Genomic DNA, 15,917 nt, shown 5'->3' with positions numbered 1-15,917 from the left:
CCTGCATGCGAGCGCTAAACATCCGTGCTTTGCAGGCGATAGCGCTGCGGCGAACAGCCCGTCTGTTTGCGAAACATCGCAATAAACGCGGACGGGGTCGAGTAGTTGAGCCGCGCGGCAATTTCGTGAACGGGCACCTCCTCTTTGAGCCACGCGAGCGCGCGCAGCATCCGCACGCGATTGCGCCACTGTATGAAGCTCATACCGAGTTCGGCCTGGAAGCGCCGCGCGAGCGTGCGTTCGGTGCCATGCACACGCCGCGCCCATTCGGCAAGCGGTGTCGTATCGGACGGATCGAGACGCAGCGCCTTGAGGATCGGTTCGAGCTGGCGGTCCTCGCTGTCGGGCAGATAACTGTCCGCGCGCCCCGCGCGCGCAAGATGTTCAATCAACAATTCGGCCTGACGCACATCCCATTCGTCGCTCATGACCGATACGCGCCGCGCGCAAAAATCGTCGAAGAGCGCACGCGCAAGCGGCGACTGGACGATCAGGCAACCTTCGGACGGCAAGCGGTGCGCAAGCGCGTCGCACACGTAGACCGACACATACTCGGCGGACTGCCGGATAAACGCCGAATGCGCCGTCCGCGCGGGAACCCAGATCAGATATTCGGCGGGCGCCGTGAGCTTGCGGTCTTCAAGATCGACCTGCATCAAGCCCAGATTGATACGGCTCAACTGGCCCCAAGGATGAATGTGAAATTCGAAATCCGTATCGGGTTCGAATTGGTCATAGCGGAAATGCACGGGCTTGGGCTCGGGCAGGCGCCGGTCGAGTTCCAGATCGCGATACGTCACGTTGTCGCCTTTGACTCATGGGAATGTCCGATTTGCATTATATAAATCGGAACGGACAGTTCTACACTGATCTCATCCTATCCGCCGGTGTTCGAAGATGTCGGTATTGCTGCCTTTGCTCGCGGTCCTGATCTGGGCCCTTAACACGATCGTGTCGAAAGCCGCCGCGGGCGTGCTCGATCCGGCCGCGATTTCGATCTATCGCTGGGTCGTCGCGGCGATCGTGCTCACGCCGTTCTGCGCGCGTCCGCTCTGGCGCAAACGCGCCGCCGTGCGTCCCTGGCTCGGACGCTATGCCGTGCTCTCGGCCATGGGCATGGTGCTCTATCAATGCATCGCGTATTACGCCGCGCATAGCACGAGCGCGACCAATATCGGCGTGATTTGCGCGCTGATCCCGTTGCTCGTGCTCGTCATCAATGGCGTCGTCTTCCGGCAACGCGTGACGGGCATGGCCATGATCGGCGTCGCCATTTCGCTCGTCGGCGTGGTCTGGCTGCTCAGCAAAGGCCATCCCGCGAGTCTGCTCGCGTCGGGCATCGGGCGCGGCGACATGCTGATGCTCGTCGCGGCCACGGCCTATGCGCTCTACGGCGTGCTCTACCGACGTTGGGCGCCGCCGTTCGGGCTCTGGATCAATCTCTACGTGCAGGTATTGATCGCCGTCGTCATGCTGATCCCGCTCGCGTTCACGGCACACAGTCTCGCCGTGCCGGCGGCCGGCGTCGGACTCGTGCTGTTCGCAGGCATCGCGTCGTCGATCGTCGCGTCGTACTTCTGGATGCACGGCATCGAGCGAATCGGCAGCGAACGCACCGCCGTGCTCATGAATCTGCTCCCATTGTTCACGGCGTTGTTCGCGAGCGTCCTGCTCGGTGAAACCATCCAGTCTCATCACTGGATCGGCGGCGGCCTGATCCTGCTCGGCGTGAGCCTCACGCAAGGCACGGTCAAGATGCTGTTCGGACGGCGTGCGCTCGCCGGGGTGCGCTAACGAAAAGCGCAAAGGCAAAGCGCTAAGACTCGCTTGGAAGCACGACGGCACGCGTGCGAGCACTCGCTAAGGGGGTGCTCGCGGCGTGCTAGGCGCATGCTGGAAACATGTCGAGGCCACACAAGGTGCGCGCCACGGCGTCCGCGCCTTAGCTTCGCGCGACAATCCACGCGATCAATGCATCGATCACGCGATCGCGGTCGAGATCGTTCATCGTCTCGTGATATGCGCCCTCATAAAGCGTCAGCGTGCGATCCGCCGATCCGACGTCCCGCGCGAACTCGCGACTGCCCTCGGGTTCAGTGAGTTTGTCGGCCGTGCCGTGAAAGACGAACACCGGCAGGCGCAGCTCGGCGCGTTTGTTCGCGATCCGCGTCATGGCCCCGAGAATGCCCGCGCCCGTGCGCGCGGGAATTGGCTTGTGATACACGAGCGGATCGTTGCGATTCGCGTCGACCGCGACCGGATCGCGCGACAACACCGACTCGTCGAGCTTGAGCGCCGGAAACGAAGGCATCAGACGGCTGATCACATGGCTCAACGTGAGCATCCATTTCGGCACGTCGCGTCCTGGCGCCAGCGCCGCGCTCGATAGAATCAGTCCCGCGCACGGCGCGCCGCTCGGTTCGAGCCGCTCGACCGCATAGAGCGCGGCAATCGCGCCGCCCATGCTGTGCCCCATGAGAAACAGCGGCGTGCTGCGCTTCGACGCGAAATTCACGAGCGCTTGCGCATCGTCGAGATAGTCGTCGAATCGTTCGATCCAGACACGCCGGCCCGGCGATTTCCCGTGTCCGCGCAAATCGACGCTCATCAGCTCGATGCCCGCCGCGTTCAGACGCTCGGCCAGCGGCGCATAACGGCCCGAATGCTCGGCAAGGCCATGCACGAGCGCGACGGTCGCGCGCGCGACGCCGTGCGCGGGCCAGTGGTAAATCGCGAGATCGATCCCGTCCTTCGTGCGGATCGTCGACGTCCAGGCGCGCGGCACATCGCCGGGCGCGTCGTGCTTCACCGCTTGCGGGGATTCTTGAGTCATCTGCATCGCACGCGCTCCAGCGTCATGGGTCGCACGCATCATAGTCCACACGTGCGACGCTGAAGATAGGGAGACGCCCGAGCGTAGAGGCCGCGCTCGAATATCGGCGCGCGACGCGATGGGCGATGGGCGATGGGCGATGGGCGTTTGGCGATGAACGACAGGCAAGGAGCGAGCGATACCGTCGCGTCGGAACCGACGGCCATTGTCATATGCGTGCGCTATACAATCCTCGCACTCGATGCACGCCCCCCCTTCACCGACACGGGAGTCTCCGATGAAGTTGTTCGCACGCCTGCTCGTTGCCGTCCTCGTGCTCCTGTCCGCCCATGCGGCCGACGCGAGACATCCGCGCCATTCAGACGACGATGCGTCGCAAAGCGGCACCCCCGGCGATTTCGACTATTACCTGCTTTCGCTGAGCTGGTCGCCCGACTATTGCGACGCCCATCCGAACGATACGCAGCAATGCGGGGCGCGCCGCTATGGTTTCGTGCTGCACGGACTCTGGCCGCAATATTCGAGGGGCTATCCGCAATCGTGTTCGGACGCGCCGATGCCCGCGGCCGTCGCGCGCCAGTATGCGGACCTCTATCCGAGCCCCAAACTCATGGCACATGAATGGCCGAAGCACGGCACGTGTTCGGGACTCGCGCCCGATGCCTATCTCGCGTTGTCGAAACGGCTCAAGGACAGCGTGCAGTTTCCGCCGCGCTATCAAGCACCCGCGCAGCCGTTCAGGACGACGATCACGGAACTGCAGCACGACATCGCGCAAGCGAATCCGTCGATGACGCCCGATTCGATCACGATGACATGCTCGGGCTCGGGCCGCTTCCTCCAAGAAATCCATCTGTGCTACAGCAAGGACGGCCACGCCGTCGCATGCGGCGCCGACGTTCAGAAACAGATGCGCCGCTCGTGCGGACAACCGGATTTTCTCGTCAAGAGCATTCGCTAAACGCAATGCGGCGCGCGCACGACGTGCGCCCTCGCGGACGTCCGCGCGAGCGTCTCAAAGACAAAGATCCGCCGGCGCGCCGTTCGAGCGCCGCATCATGCCGATACGGCCGCGCCGAGCGACGCCGTATCGTTGTCGGCGAACGCCTTGAGCAAGTGATGCGCGATCGCAAACGGCTTGGGCGCAGACAGGCCCTTTGCATGCGTGCCGTCGAGCATCGCGCGGACCTCGTCGCGCGTGAACCAGCGCGCATCCTCGAGTTCGGTCGTATCCACGGTGATCTCGGTATCGCCCGCACGCGCGAAACAGCCGATCATCAGCGATGACGGAAACGGCCAAGGCTGCGACGCGAAATACGCGACGTGCGTGCAATGCACGCCCGCTTCCTCGTGAACTTCGCGGCGCACGGCGTCTTCAATCGTCTCGCCGGGTTCGAGAAAACCCGCCAACGCCGAATACATCCCGGGCGCGAAGCGCGCCTGGCGGCCGAGCAGACACCGATCGCCGTCGATCGCGAGCATGATCACGACAGGATCGACGCGCGGAAAATGCTGCGCGCCGCAGGCATCGCATTCGCGACGCCAGCCGGCCGCCGTCACACGGCTCGCGGACCCGCAATTCGCGCAAAAACGATGGCGCGCGTGCCAGTCGAGCATGGCCTTCGCACCGCCAAGCTCACCGAGGATCGGCTCCGGAACAAGTCCGCGCGTGGCGATCGAACGCAGATCGACGGGTTCGAGATTCGGTTGCTGCGCCACGCGTTCGGCAAGCGCCGCGTCGAGCGAAACGGCGAAGAGCGCGGCGCCTTCGGCATCGACGCCGAGAAAAATGTCGCGTACGGGCGTGCCAAGCGAGGCCAGCGCGGTCCGCGAAAACAGCACATCGTATCGATCGCCGTGCCGCATGAGCACCGGTACGTCGCCGACGAGCACCATGAAGCGCGTCGAGGCATCCTGACGTTTCGCATCGACGAACGCGTCGTCATCGCGGCGTTGCGACAAGCGGTCGAGCGGGTTTAAGCCGAAACCGACCGCAGCGGAACGGTCGAATACCGATGGAGCCTGGGCAAGCGCGGATTCGATGGGATCCAAGATCGAGACTCGTACAGGAAAGAAGCGGCACGAACGGCGCCGGACAGCTCGACACCATAGCACCGATGCCCAATACCTGCTCGCTTGCGCGCCTCGGCCTCCGGCCCCTCGGGCTCCATCTTGCTCATACGGTATATACTGTTTCGGCATTCATTTGATGGAGAATCGCATTGACCACCGCGCAAGCAAAAGCCCCGACTAAAAAAGTCTTTCACTTTCCCAAGGGCGGCACCATGCAAACCAACGAACAGCAAACCGAAGCCGTAACCCCCAAGGCCGGCGCCAAAGCCAAGGCGGTCCGCGCAAAACCCGCCGCCGCGGCGAAGAAAGCCGACGCGCCGAAGGCTGTGGACAAAGCGCCCGTCGCGAAGGCCGAACCGAAGGCAAAAGCCGCAAAAACGGTCAAGGCCGCCAAGCCGGTCGAACCCGTCAAGCCGGCCAAGCCCGCTAAAGAGGCTAAGGCGACTAAAGAAGCAAAAACCGCTAAAGCGGCTAAGCCGGCCAAGCCGACTCAAGCGGCCAAGCCCGTGAGCTCCGCCGAACACGCGGCGAAACCCGACGCGGGCAAGAAAGCGGCGACGCCCGGCAAGGACGCGCAAGACAAGAAGCAAAAGGTGAAGATCGACAAAGTCGAAAAGGTCGTGCGCGACAGCTTCACGATGCCGAAGTCGGACTACGCGAAAATCGCCGCGCTCAAGCAGAAATGTCTCGACGAAGGCGTTCACGTCAAGAAGAGCGAACTCCTGCGCGCGGGCCTGCTGCTGCTCGACGCCGCCCCGACGAAGCGTCTGATCGCCGCGATCGGCGAACTCGAAACCGTCAAGACCGGCCGGCCCGCGAAGACCGACGCCTAAACACGCTTCCGACGCGATCGTGCGCCGCGCCGCGCGGCATCGTCGCGGATCGACGCACGCATCGGCCGACTCATGCGTGTTTAGTCGGCGCCGGCCGCCGTATGCGGCAGCAACGCAAAGCGGCGATCGACGAGCCGCACGGGCGGCGCGCCCTGTTCGACGAGCAGGGCGCGCAATTCGTTGATGACCGGAAACACTTCGTGGTTCCAGTCGGCCCCCTGGCGATCATGCGCAAGTTGCTCGCGCTCGACGATTTCGCGGTCTTCGCGAAAAATGCGCTCGGTAAACCAGACCAGCGCGGGCCATGCGAGATCAAGCAGCACGGACAGGCTCGGCTTGCGGATCGACAGCAGCCCGAATGTGCGATTGGTCCGCTGCTCCTTGTCGAGCGGGATATAGCAAATCCAGAGATCCATGACGAGCGTGCCGCCGCCGCTCACGATCTTGAGCGTCTGATACGGATACTGCGTCCGGATCGTCATGACGTCCTTCGCCTGCTCGGTCGCCGCCGTTCGGCGTTCCTTGAACACGAGCGCTTCGCCGATCGGCTGCCGTCCCGCTTCGCGCGCGAACGTGTAATCGACCTCGACCCAGCCCTCGCCGCTGCGACGGCCCAACGACCGCGCACGCATCTGCCCCATCTGTTTCCTGTGCAGGAACTGATGGTTCATATCCATGAGGTTTTCGTGCATGAAGCTGTAGTGGCACGCGACCTCGCGGCCGAAACGGCGCGTCTTGTACTTCGGGTCCGCGACCGAGCCCAATGGCGGAAACGCATCGTCGGTCGCTTTCGCGGGATCGCCGGGAAAGATGAAGATCAGGCCCTCGGCTTCGCGGCACGGATACGCGCGCACACCGTTGGGCAAGCGTTCTTTTCCCAGATACGGGACGTCGGTGCATTTGCCCGAGCAATCGTACGTCCACCCGTGATACCCGCAGCGGATGCCGTCGCCGTCGACGACGCCCATATGCAGCGGCACCTGCCGATGCGCGCAACGATCTTCAAGCGCATGCACGGCGCCCGCCTCGGTCCGGTAGAGCACGACGGGCTCGCCCGCGAAGGTCGTGCCATAGGTCTTGCCGCGCTTGACCTCGCGCGACCAGGCAAGCGGATACCAGTAGTCAGGATGAATATCGACGCGCCGCAAGTCGCGCTTGGGCGTCGCGGGCGCGGCGCCGCCCGGAGTGGCGGACTCGGAATTCAGCGGGGGAGCTGCATGCATGCTGGACGACTCCGCTAACGCACTGTGCGTTGTTCTGTTTCGCTTCAGAAACCGATATTCGGCTCGACGGGGGCCAAACGGAGCGCGATCGAGCGCCGCTCCGATTCGACATATCGCACGCAGTCTAACCTGAATGAATCCGCGTGGGCGTCAGCCACGACGCGGCGACCGAGTGTCGTCGCAAGGAATGTGCCTTGAACAGGCGACCCCCGTCACGCGCGTGACGGGACCGCCTGGGATCGAATGGGGTCGCATGGGTCCCGCAAGAGACGGGATGCGCGGCGTGCGCTCGCGCGGGGACGCGCGAGCTGGCCGGACCGAATCGGATCGAATCGGATGCGGGGATCGGATGCGTGGATCGAGTGCGCGCCGACGATCGACGATCAGCGGCGGTTCGAACCCGACACGACGTCGACCCAGACCGCGAACACGAGGATCACGCCCTTGACGATCATTTGCCAGAACGCATCGACGTCGAGCATCGACATGCCGTTGTCGAGACTCGCCATCACGAGCGCGCCGATCAGCGCGCCGTAGACCGTGCCCGAACCGCCGCGCATCGATGTGCCGCCGATAAAGCACGCGGCAATCGCGTCGAGCTCGCCGTTGGTCCCCGCCGAAGGCGAGCCCGCCGCGAGACGCGCCGTATTCACGAGACCCGCGAACGCGGCCATGAGACCCATGAGCGCGAAGATCGCGAGCTTCACGCGGTTCACGTTGACGCCGGACAAACGCGTCGCTTCCATGTTCGAGCCGACCGCGTAAATCCGCCGTCCGAACACGGTCTGCGTCGCGATATACGTGAACACGCCGAGCACGACGAGCAACAGCAGCACCGGCACCGGAATGCCGCCGTAGTTGTCGAGCGTCGCGATGAACGCGAGCAGGATCAGCCCCGAGGCGACGATCTTCACGATGTCCTGCCAGAACGGCACGACCGCGAGCTGGTACTTGAGGCGGCTCTGGCGCTGACGCAGCGTCAGGAACGCGAGCACGACGAACAGCACGAGCGCGAGCGCGTCGCCGACGACACGCGGCAAATACCCCTGACCGATCACGACGAACGAATCGGATACCGGCGCGATCGTCGACCCGCCGGTCACGCCGAGCAGCACGCCGCGATACGCGAGCATGCCGCCGAGACCGACGATGAACGACGGAATCCGCCGGTACGTCGCGAGGTAGCCGTTGAACGCGCCGAGCAGCACGCCCACGACGAGCACGACCGCGACCGTCGGCAAGATCGGCCAGTTATGCGTGACGTTGAGGATCGCGCCGATGCCGCCGAGCAAGCCGAGCAGCGAGCCGACCGACAGATCGATTTCGCCCGCGATGATAATGAAGACCATGCCGCTCGCGAGCATGCCCGTGATCGACATCTGGCGCAGCAAGTTCGACACGTTGCGCGGCGTCAGGAACGCGCCCTCCGTCATCGACGCGAAGAACGCCCAGATGATCGCGATCGCGATCAGCAGCGCGAGGATCTTGTAGCGCGAGAAGAACTGTTGGAATTTTTGTGAATGCATGGGTCCGGTCCTTCAATAGTGATTGCTCGCGGGCGATCAGGCGGCCTGTGCGCCGATCGCGGCCGCCATGATGCGTTCCTGCGTCAGGTTTTCGTTGACGAAATCGCCGCGCAGCTTGCCTTCGCCGATCACGAGCACGCGATCGCTGACGCCGAGCACTTCGGGCAACTCCGACGACACCATGACGATCGCCATGCCGCGCTTCGCCAGATCGAACATCAGCTTGTAGATCTCGTACTTCGCGCCAACGTCGACGCCGCGCGTGGGCTCGTCGAAGATCACGACCTTCGGATGCGGCAGCAGCATCTTCGTGAGCACGGCCTTTTGCTGATTGCCGCCCGAGAGATCCGCGATCGACAGCATCGGACTCGCGGCCTTGATCGAGAGCCGCTTCATCTCGGTGCGGATCGTGTCGAGTTCGGCGGCCGAATCGATGCGGCCGAACTTCGAGAACTTGCCGAGCACCGCGAGCGTGATGTTATGACCGACCGACAGCGCGGGCACGATGCCGTGACGCTTGCGGTCCTCGGGCACCATCGCGATGCCGGCCTCGAGCGCATCGAGCGGCGACGTGATCTTGACGGGCTTGCCGTCGAGCAGCACCTCGGCTTCATAGAGCCCCGGATACGCGCCGAACACGGCCTGCATGAGCTCGGTGCGACCCGCGCCGACGAGCCCCGCGACGCCGAGAATCTCGCCCGCGCGAACCGAGAACGAGACGTCGTCCACGCGTTTGCGCAGCGGGTTCGTCGTGTCCTGACACGTCACGTGCCGGACTTCCATGACGACGTCGCCGATCGCATGTGGCTCCTTCGGGAACAGTTGCGTGATCTCGCGCCCGACCATCAGCGAGATGATCTTGCCGCGATCGAGCTCGGCCATCGGCTTCGTCGCGACATGCCGGCCGTCGCGTATGACCGAGACCGTGTCGCACACGGCTTCGACCTCGTCGAGCTTGTGCGAGATGTACACGCACGCGACGCCCTTCTTCTTGAGGTCGCGCACGATGCGCAGCAGCGTCTCGGTCTCGCTCGACGTCAGCGACGACGACGGTTCGTCGAGAATCAGCAGGCGCGTCTTCTTGTTGAGCGCCTTCGCGATCTCGATGAGCTGCTGGTGTCCGCCGCCGTAATTCATGACCGGCAGCGCGACGTTGATGTCCTTGAGATTGAGTTCGGCCAGCAGCGCTTCGGCGCCCTGATACATCGCGCCGTAGTTCATGCGCCCGCCGGGCAGCGTGATTTCATTGCCGAGATAGATGTTCTCGGCGACCGACAACTGCGGCACGAGCATCAATTCCTGGTGAATGATGACGATGCCCGCATGTTCGGTGTCGCGCACGCTATGCGCCTTGAGCTCCTGGCCGTCCCAGAAGATCTGTCCGTCCCAGGTGCCGTGCGGATAGACCGCCGACAGCACCTTCATGAGCGTCGACTTGCCCGCGCCATTCTCGCCGCACAGGCCGACGCACTCCCCGGCCGACACTTTAAGGTCGATGCCGTCGAGCGCCTTCGCGCCACCGAATGACTTCCGGATGTCGCGCATTTCCAGCAGAGGCGTTCCCATCTGTTCTCCTTCGCGTAACGGACTTCCCGCGAGCCGTCACTGTGCCGCGGCGCGATGGTGCGCGCGGTCCGCGAACGGCCCGGGTCGCGCGCGAGGCCGCTGCCGTCGATGCGAGAACGCGGCGCGTCGATCGCTCGACGACGCCGCGTCCCGATCGCGTGCGGCATGCCCGGACATCGCCGGGCAGCCGCGCGTGCGACCTCATGCGCTTACCGGCTTGGCGCCGATTAGTTGCCCGACAGCTGGGCCTGCGTATAGAAGCCGTCCTTGACGACCGTGTCGACGTTCTGCTTCGTCAGCAGGATCGGCGTCAGCAGTTGCGTATCGACTTGCTTCTTGCCGTTGTCGATCTTCGTCGTGAAGGCCGGCGCTTCGCCCTTCGCGAGTTGAACCGACATCTTCGCGGCTTCGCTCGCGATGAGCTTCAGCGGCTTGTAAACCGTCATCGTCTGCGTACCGGCGATCACGCGCTTGACCGCGGCGAGGTCGGCATCCTGACCCGAGACCGGCACCTTGCCCGCGAGCTTCTGCGCCGCCAGCGCTTGAATCGCGCCGCCGGCCGTGCCGTCGTTCGAAGCGACGATCGCGTCGATCTTGTTGTTGTTCGCCGTCAGCGCGTCTTCCGTGATGCGCAGCGCCGTCGCGGCGCTCCACTCCGGCACCCATTGCTGACCGACGATCTTGATGTCGCCCTTGTCGATCGCCGGTTGCAGGATCTTCATTTGACCTTCGCGCAGGATCTTCGCGTTGTTGTCGGTCGGTGCGCCGCCGAGCAGGAAGTAGTTGCCCTTCGGTTGCGCGTTGTAGACGCCTTGCGCCTGCAGTTCGCCGACCTTCTCGTTGTCGAACGAGATGTAGCCGTCGACGTCGGCGTCGAGGATCAGGCGGTCATACGACACGACCTTGATACCGGCCTGGTGCGCTTCGTTGATCACATTGCCGAGCGCCTTCGAGTTGAACGGCACGATGACGATGACGTCGACCTTGCGCGAGATCAGGTTTTCGATCTGCGAGATCTGACGCTCTTCGCTCGCGTCGGCCGATTGCACCGAGACCTTGGCGCCGAGCTTTTCAGCGGCAGCGATGAAGTAGTCGCGATCGCGTGCCCAGCGCTCGACGCGCAGGTCATCGATCGAGAAACCGATTTCCGGGTGGTCCTTGCTTGCGTGAGCAAGCGGCGCGGCGAGCGTAAGGCCGGCGAGAACGGCACCGCAAACGAGGCTCTGCAACTTTTTCAGTTTCATTTGTCTCCACTCCAGACGGTAAGGGTAATGACTGGACTTCTTATGCTTGTTGTCGCAACGGCGCGTGATGTTGTCGCACATTGCGCATGGTTTGGATACTGCTGACTTCCCCTGCTTTACTGCCTCACTGCGCGACGCTCAGAACACCGGTTCGAGCGCCTTGTAAAGCTTCGCGAACGTCGGACGACGTTCGTCACGGTAGTACGCATGCCGCTTCAGATCGGGTTCACGCACCGCGACCACGGGCGGCTGCGGGCAGACCGCGTCGAGCGACGCCTGCGGATCGACGGCCAGATGCGCGAGACGCGCGGCGCCGAGCGCGGGGCCGACTTCGCCGCCCGCGCGCAACGTCAGCGGCATACCCGAAATGTCCGCGAGCATCTGCGTCCAGAACGCGCTGCGCGAGCCGCCGCCGATCACGGCGATCTCGGTCGGCTTGAGCACTTCGTGGAGCACATCGATGCCGTCCTGCAGCGCGAAGCTCACGCCTTCGAGCGTCGCGACCGCGAGATCGATGCGTTGCGTGTCCGGCGTCAGACCGAAGAACACCCCCTTCGCGCGCGTGTTGTTGTGCGGCGTGCGCTCGCCGCTCAGATACGGCAGGAACCAGACGGGCGGCGCACCGCTGCCCGCGCCGTTCGCTTCGACGTCCGCGAAAAACGCGCCGACATCGGGATAACCCGCGACGCGCGCCGTGAAGTCGGCGCAGCCCGCCGCGTTGAGCATGACCGACATCAGGTGCCAGGTATTCGGCAACGCATGGCAGAAACTGTGCACGGCCTTGAGCGGATTCGCGACAAAACCGTCGGACACCGCGAAATAAACGCCCGACGTGCCGAGCGACAACATCGCCTGGCCCGCCTTCGCGATGCCGACGCCGATCGCGCCCGCCGCGTTATCGCCGCCGCCGGCCGCGACCGGAATTTCATTGAGGCCGAAGCGCTTCGCGATCTCGGGGCTCAACACGCCCGCAACCTGATTGCCTTCGTAGAGCGCGGGCATATGGTCGACCGTGAGACCGCATGCCGCGAGCAGCTTGGGACTCCATTCGCGCCGCGCGACGTCGAGCCACAACGTACCTGCCGAATCGGACATATCGCTCGCGAAGATCCCGGTCATCCGGTAGCGCAGATAGTCCTTGGGCAGCAACACTTTCGCAATACGGGCAAACACCTCGGGCTCGTGCTTGCGTACCCAGGCGAGCTTCGGCGCCGTGAAGCCCGGCAGCGCGAGATTACCCGTGACCGCGCGCAAACTCGGCTCGGCCGCTTCGAGTTCGGTACACTCGACGTCACAGCGGCCGTCGTTCCAGAGGATCGCGGGGCGCAGCACGTCGCCGTTCGCGTCGAGCAGCGTGGCGCCGTGCATCTGGCCCGCGAGCCCGATCGCTTCGACCGACTTCGGATCGATCCCCGCCTGGCGTCCCGCCGCAAGCGTCGCGTCGAGCGCGCTCGAGAACGCATCCCACCAGGCCTGCGGCGCCTGCTCGGACCAGCGATCGTGCGGACGCTGTACAGTCAGGGGTGCGGTGGCCGTCGCGCGGACTTGTCCGTCGCGGTCGAGCAGCACGGCTTTCACACCGGAGGTGCCCAGATCGATACCGATAAACATATGACGCAATATCCCGTGATAAATGGCGGTTTATGCTGCCAGCGGCCGCGGTTCGGAGCAATTACGAAATCGGCCACTCTGGGTGGCGTTTTATCATTTCGCAACGCGTCATCGCGCGCGAGCTTTTACAATGGCTTCTAATAAAAAGCAGGGTGCATTTTCTAGGTATTAACCCGATACACCCTGCATTGAACGGAGACAAACGGCGTGCCGCGCCTTATCCGGCATGCCGCGATCAGTGATGAAGAAAGCGCAGACAACCCACCGAATCGCATTGCTCTTCAACGCGAACAAAATCTACGACCGCGAGATCATCACGGGTATCGGCAATTACCTGCTCTCCACACGCGTCGCATGGGATTTGTTTCTCGAAGAAGATTTTCGCGCGCGACTCAATGGCATCGAGCATTGGGACGGCGACGGCATCATTGCCGACTTCGACGATCCGGCCGTCGCCGAAACGCTCTCGCATTGCGATTTGCCCGTCGTTGCAATCGGGTCGTCGTACGAAGACACGACCTTCTATCCCGAGAAAGTCCCCTATATCGCCACGGATAACGCGAAAGTCGTCCAGCTTGCCTACGATCATCTGATCGGCGCCGGCCTGCCGCGCTTCGCGTTGTACAGCCTGCCCGAGAACCCGAACAACCGCTGGGCGCAGGAGCGCGAGCACGCGTTTCGCAAGCTGCTCGCGGCCGACGGCCTCGAAGGCGAGATCTACCGCGGCCTGTCGACCACGGCGCTCGGCTGGCACGAAGCGATCGAGCGGCTGCAGACCTGGCTCGCGGGCCTGCCCAAGCCCGTCGGCGTCATCGCCGTCACGGATGCGCGCGCGCGCCAGCTGTTGCAGGCCTGCATGCAGGCGAACATTCCGGTGCCCGAGCAGGTCGCGATCGTCGGCATCGACAACGATCCGCTCACGCGCACGCTGACGCGCATTCCGATCACGTCGGTGATCCAGGGCGCCGAGGAAATGGGCCGCACGGCCGCGCACCTGCTGCATCGGATGCTGCTCGGCGCGCGCTTTCCGGGCACCGTGATCCGCGTGCCGCCGGTCGGCATCAACGTGCTCGAATCGACCGATCATCAGCCGCTCGCGAGCCCCTATGTCATGCGTGCGCGGCACTTTATCCGCCAGTACGCGTGTCAGGGCATCAAGACCGAGCAGGTCGCCGATTACGTCGGCGTCTCGCGTTCGTCGCTCGAAGAGCATTTCCGGCGCGAACTCGGACGCACCGTGCACCAGGAAATCCTGCGGCACAAACTCGAGCACGCGCAGGCCTTGCTCGCGAAGAACGAGGTCTCGAACGCCGAGGTCGCGATCCGCTGCGGATTCACGTCCGTGCAGTACATGTACGCGGTATTCCGACGCGAACTCGACTGCACGCCGAAGGAGTTCCAGGAGCGCCTGCGCGCGCAGGCCGAGGGCGGCGACGCCGTCGCGCCCGGCAAGCCGGGCACGAGCGCGGCGGGATCGGGGCCGATAGGTTCAGGGCCGACGGGTTCCACGCTCGCGGGGCCCGGCGGCACGCAACCCGGACCGGGCGCGGCATCCGGCGTGACGTCCGGCGCGCTCGCCAATGCGGTCGCGAGCCTGACCGCCGGCGCCGGTGTCAAAACCCCGGCGCGGGGCCGCCCCGCCGCGGCTGTTTCCGAATCGTCTGCACGCAACACCGATGACACGACGGTTCACCGTTCCTCGCAAGCGACGACTACACTTGCGAGCTTGACTAAGACGACTGCCCAATACCGGGCCTGATTTATCACTATTCGAGCATGCGCACGAACACCATTGCATCCGAAGTCTGGGGCACCCTGCCGGCCGGCGATACGGTACGACGCTTTACCCTGCGCAACGCTCAGGACATGAAGATCTCCGTTTCCGATTTCGGCGGCGCGTTGCTGAGCTGGCACGCACCCGACCGGTCGGGACGCCTCGACGACATTCTGCTGGGGCACGACACGCCCTCGGACTACTGGAATACGCGCGCATTCATGGGCGCGCTGATCGGCCGCTGGGCCAACCGGATCGCGGGCGCGCGCTTCACGCTCGACGGCATCGAGTACACGCTCGATCGCAACGAGGGCGAGAATCTGCTCCACGGCGGCTCGACGGGTTTCGATCGCGGCATCTGGGAAGTCGAGCCTGAAAACGGCGGCCTGCGGCTGCGTTACGAATCGCCCGAGGGCGACGCGGGCTTCCCGGGCGCCGTCGAGGTCGACGTGCTCTATACGCTCGACGACGACGGCACGCTGACGATCGACTATCGCGGCGTCACCGACGCGCCGACGCCGCTGAATCTGACCAATCACGCGTACTTCAATCTCAGCGGCCGCGACCTCGATATCCGCGGCCACATGCTGTCGATCGCGGCCGACCAGTTCCTCGAAGTCGACGACGCGCTGATTCCGATCGGCGTCGCCGAAGTCACGGGCAGCGCATTCGATTTCCGCGCGCCCGCGCCGATCGGCGCGCGGCTCGGCTGGCCGCATGCGCAACTCACGCGCGCGCAAGGATTCGATCATTGCTATGTGCTGTCGGGCGAAGTCGGCACGCTGCGCCATGTCGCCAACGTCTACGACCCCGCGAGCGGCCGCGAAATGGACGTCGTGACGACCGAGCGCGGCATGCAGTTCTATTCGGGCAATCATCTCGAAGGCGTGCGCGGCAAGGACGGTGCGGTCTATCACAAGCATGCGGGCTTCTGCCTCGAGACCGGCGGCTATCCGAACGAGGTCAATAGCGCGCATCCCGAGCCCGCGATCTTTCGTCCGGGCCAGACCTATCGCCAGACGACGCAATATCGGGTCGGACTGCGCAGCGACGGCTGATCGATCGGCGCGCACACGCGGCGCATGCGTTCCGTCATGTCCTGGCGGCACGCATGCGCCGCTTTTTTTCGTCCTGACGCATGCCGATGCGCGCACGACGACGATGACTTTTTTGTCACGGTGATGTCAGCACGAAGTCGGAGGCCGGATCGCATCATGCATCCATGGTCAGACGC

Annotated in this window: 12 protein-coding genes and 1 pseudogene; 5 read left to right on the top strand and 8 right to left on the bottom strand. The window is 64.2% G+C overall.

The annotated features are described in order from the left end of the window. Positions 1-14: 14 nt before the first annotated feature. Positions 15-800, bottom strand: coding sequence for an AraC family transcriptional regulator (locus D7S86_RS22360; RefSeq protein ID WP_121089512.1), 786 nt, complete (start codon positions 798-800; stop codon positions 15-17). A 97-nt stretch (positions 801-897) separates the two neighbouring features. On the opposite strand from D7S86_RS22360, the gene D7S86_RS22355 reads away from it, so the two are divergent. Then, positions 898-1,794 (top strand): DMT family transporter, encoded by an 897-nt coding sequence (locus D7S86_RS22355; protein WP_121089510.1) that lies wholly within the window; start codon positions 898-900, stop codon positions 1,792-1,794. A gap of 148 nt (positions 1,795-1,942) precedes the next feature. Here the strand turns inward: D7S86_RS22355 and D7S86_RS22350 are convergent, their stop codons facing one another. Next, positions 1,943-2,833 carry an alpha/beta hydrolase gene (locus tag D7S86_RS22350; protein WP_420813300.1) on the bottom strand — a complete coding sequence of 297 codons (891 nt, stop codon included), beginning with the start codon at positions 2,831-2,833 and terminating at the stop codon, positions 1,943-1,945. Between the two features lie 277 nt (positions 2,834-3,110). On the opposite strand from D7S86_RS22350, the gene D7S86_RS22345 reads away from it, so the two are divergent. Next, positions 3,111-3,794 (top strand): ribonuclease T2 family protein, encoded by a 684-nt coding sequence (locus D7S86_RS22345; RefSeq protein ID WP_121089506.1) that lies wholly within the window; start codon positions 3,111-3,113, stop codon positions 3,792-3,794. A 95-nt stretch (positions 3,795-3,889) separates the two neighbouring features. On the opposite strand, the gene nudC is transcribed toward D7S86_RS22345, so the two are convergent. Further along, positions 3,890-4,885, bottom strand: coding sequence for an NAD(+) diphosphatase (gene nudC / locus D7S86_RS22340; protein ID WP_240648348.1), 996 nt, complete (start codon positions 4,883-4,885; stop codon positions 3,890-3,892). 233 nt (positions 4,886-5,118) lie between these two features. Between nudC and D7S86_RS22335 the strand changes: the two genes are divergently transcribed. Continuing rightward, complete coding sequence (locus D7S86_RS22335; protein ID WP_240648347.1) at positions 5,119-5,739, top strand: hypothetical protein; 621 nt, start codon at positions 5,119-5,121, stop codon at positions 5,737-5,739. Positions 5,740-5,819: 80 nt separating this feature from the next. Here D7S86_RS22335 and D7S86_RS22330 read toward each other — a convergent pair whose 3' ends face one another. The 5 genes from D7S86_RS22330 to xylB form a co-directional block, all read right to left on the bottom strand. Then, positions 5,820-6,962 (bottom strand): aromatic ring-hydroxylating oxygenase subunit alpha, encoded by a 1,143-nt coding sequence (locus D7S86_RS22330; RefSeq protein WP_121089500.1) that lies wholly within the window; start codon positions 6,960-6,962, stop codon positions 5,820-5,822. 383 nt (positions 6,963-7,345) lie between these two features. Further along, a complete protein-coding gene (locus D7S86_RS22325; RefSeq protein ID WP_121089498.1) occupies positions 7,346-8,488 on the bottom strand; it encodes a sugar ABC transporter permease in 1,143 nt (380 codons plus the stop codon). A 36-nt stretch (positions 8,489-8,524) separates the two neighbouring features. After that, the gene (gene xylG, locus D7S86_RS22320; RefSeq protein WP_121089496.1) at positions 8,525-10,054 is read right to left on the bottom strand and encodes a D-xylose ABC transporter ATP-binding protein; all 1,530 of its coding nucleotides are present in this window, start codon (positions 10,052-10,054) and stop codon (positions 8,525-8,527) included. 227 nt (positions 10,055-10,281) lie between these two features. Then, on the bottom strand, positions 10,282-11,298 hold the full coding sequence (gene xylF, locus D7S86_RS22315; RefSeq protein WP_121089494.1) for a D-xylose ABC transporter substrate-binding protein: 1,017 nt from the start codon (positions 11,296-11,298) through the stop codon (positions 10,282-10,284). Positions 11,299-11,436: 138 nt separating this feature from the next. Then, positions 11,437-12,909 carry a xylulokinase gene (xylB, locus tag D7S86_RS22310; RefSeq protein WP_121089492.1) on the bottom strand — a complete coding sequence of 491 codons (1,473 nt, stop codon included), beginning with the start codon at positions 12,907-12,909 and terminating at the stop codon, positions 11,437-11,439. Between the two features lie 241 nt (positions 12,910-13,150). Here xylB and D7S86_RS22305 point away from each other — a divergent pair. Beyond that, a pseudogene (locus D7S86_RS22305) lies at positions 13,151-14,326 on the top strand (XylR family transcriptional regulator); the annotation flags it as partial. A 359-nt stretch (positions 14,327-14,685) separates the two neighbouring features. Continuing rightward, on the top strand, positions 14,686-15,741 hold the full coding sequence (locus tag D7S86_RS22300; protein WP_121089488.1) for an aldose epimerase family protein: 1,056 nt from the start codon (positions 14,686-14,688) through the stop codon (positions 15,739-15,741). Positions 15,742-15,917: the final 176 nt, after the last annotated feature.

The sequence above is a fragment of the Pararobbsia silviterrae genome, assembly GCF_003628125.1.
GTDB classification, from domain to species: Bacteria; Pseudomonadota; Gammaproteobacteria; order Burkholderiales; family Burkholderiaceae; genus Pararobbsia; species Pararobbsia silviterrae.
The sequence above is the reverse complement of the archived record's forward strand: the minus strand, read 5'-3'. Positions and strand labels throughout refer to the sequence as shown.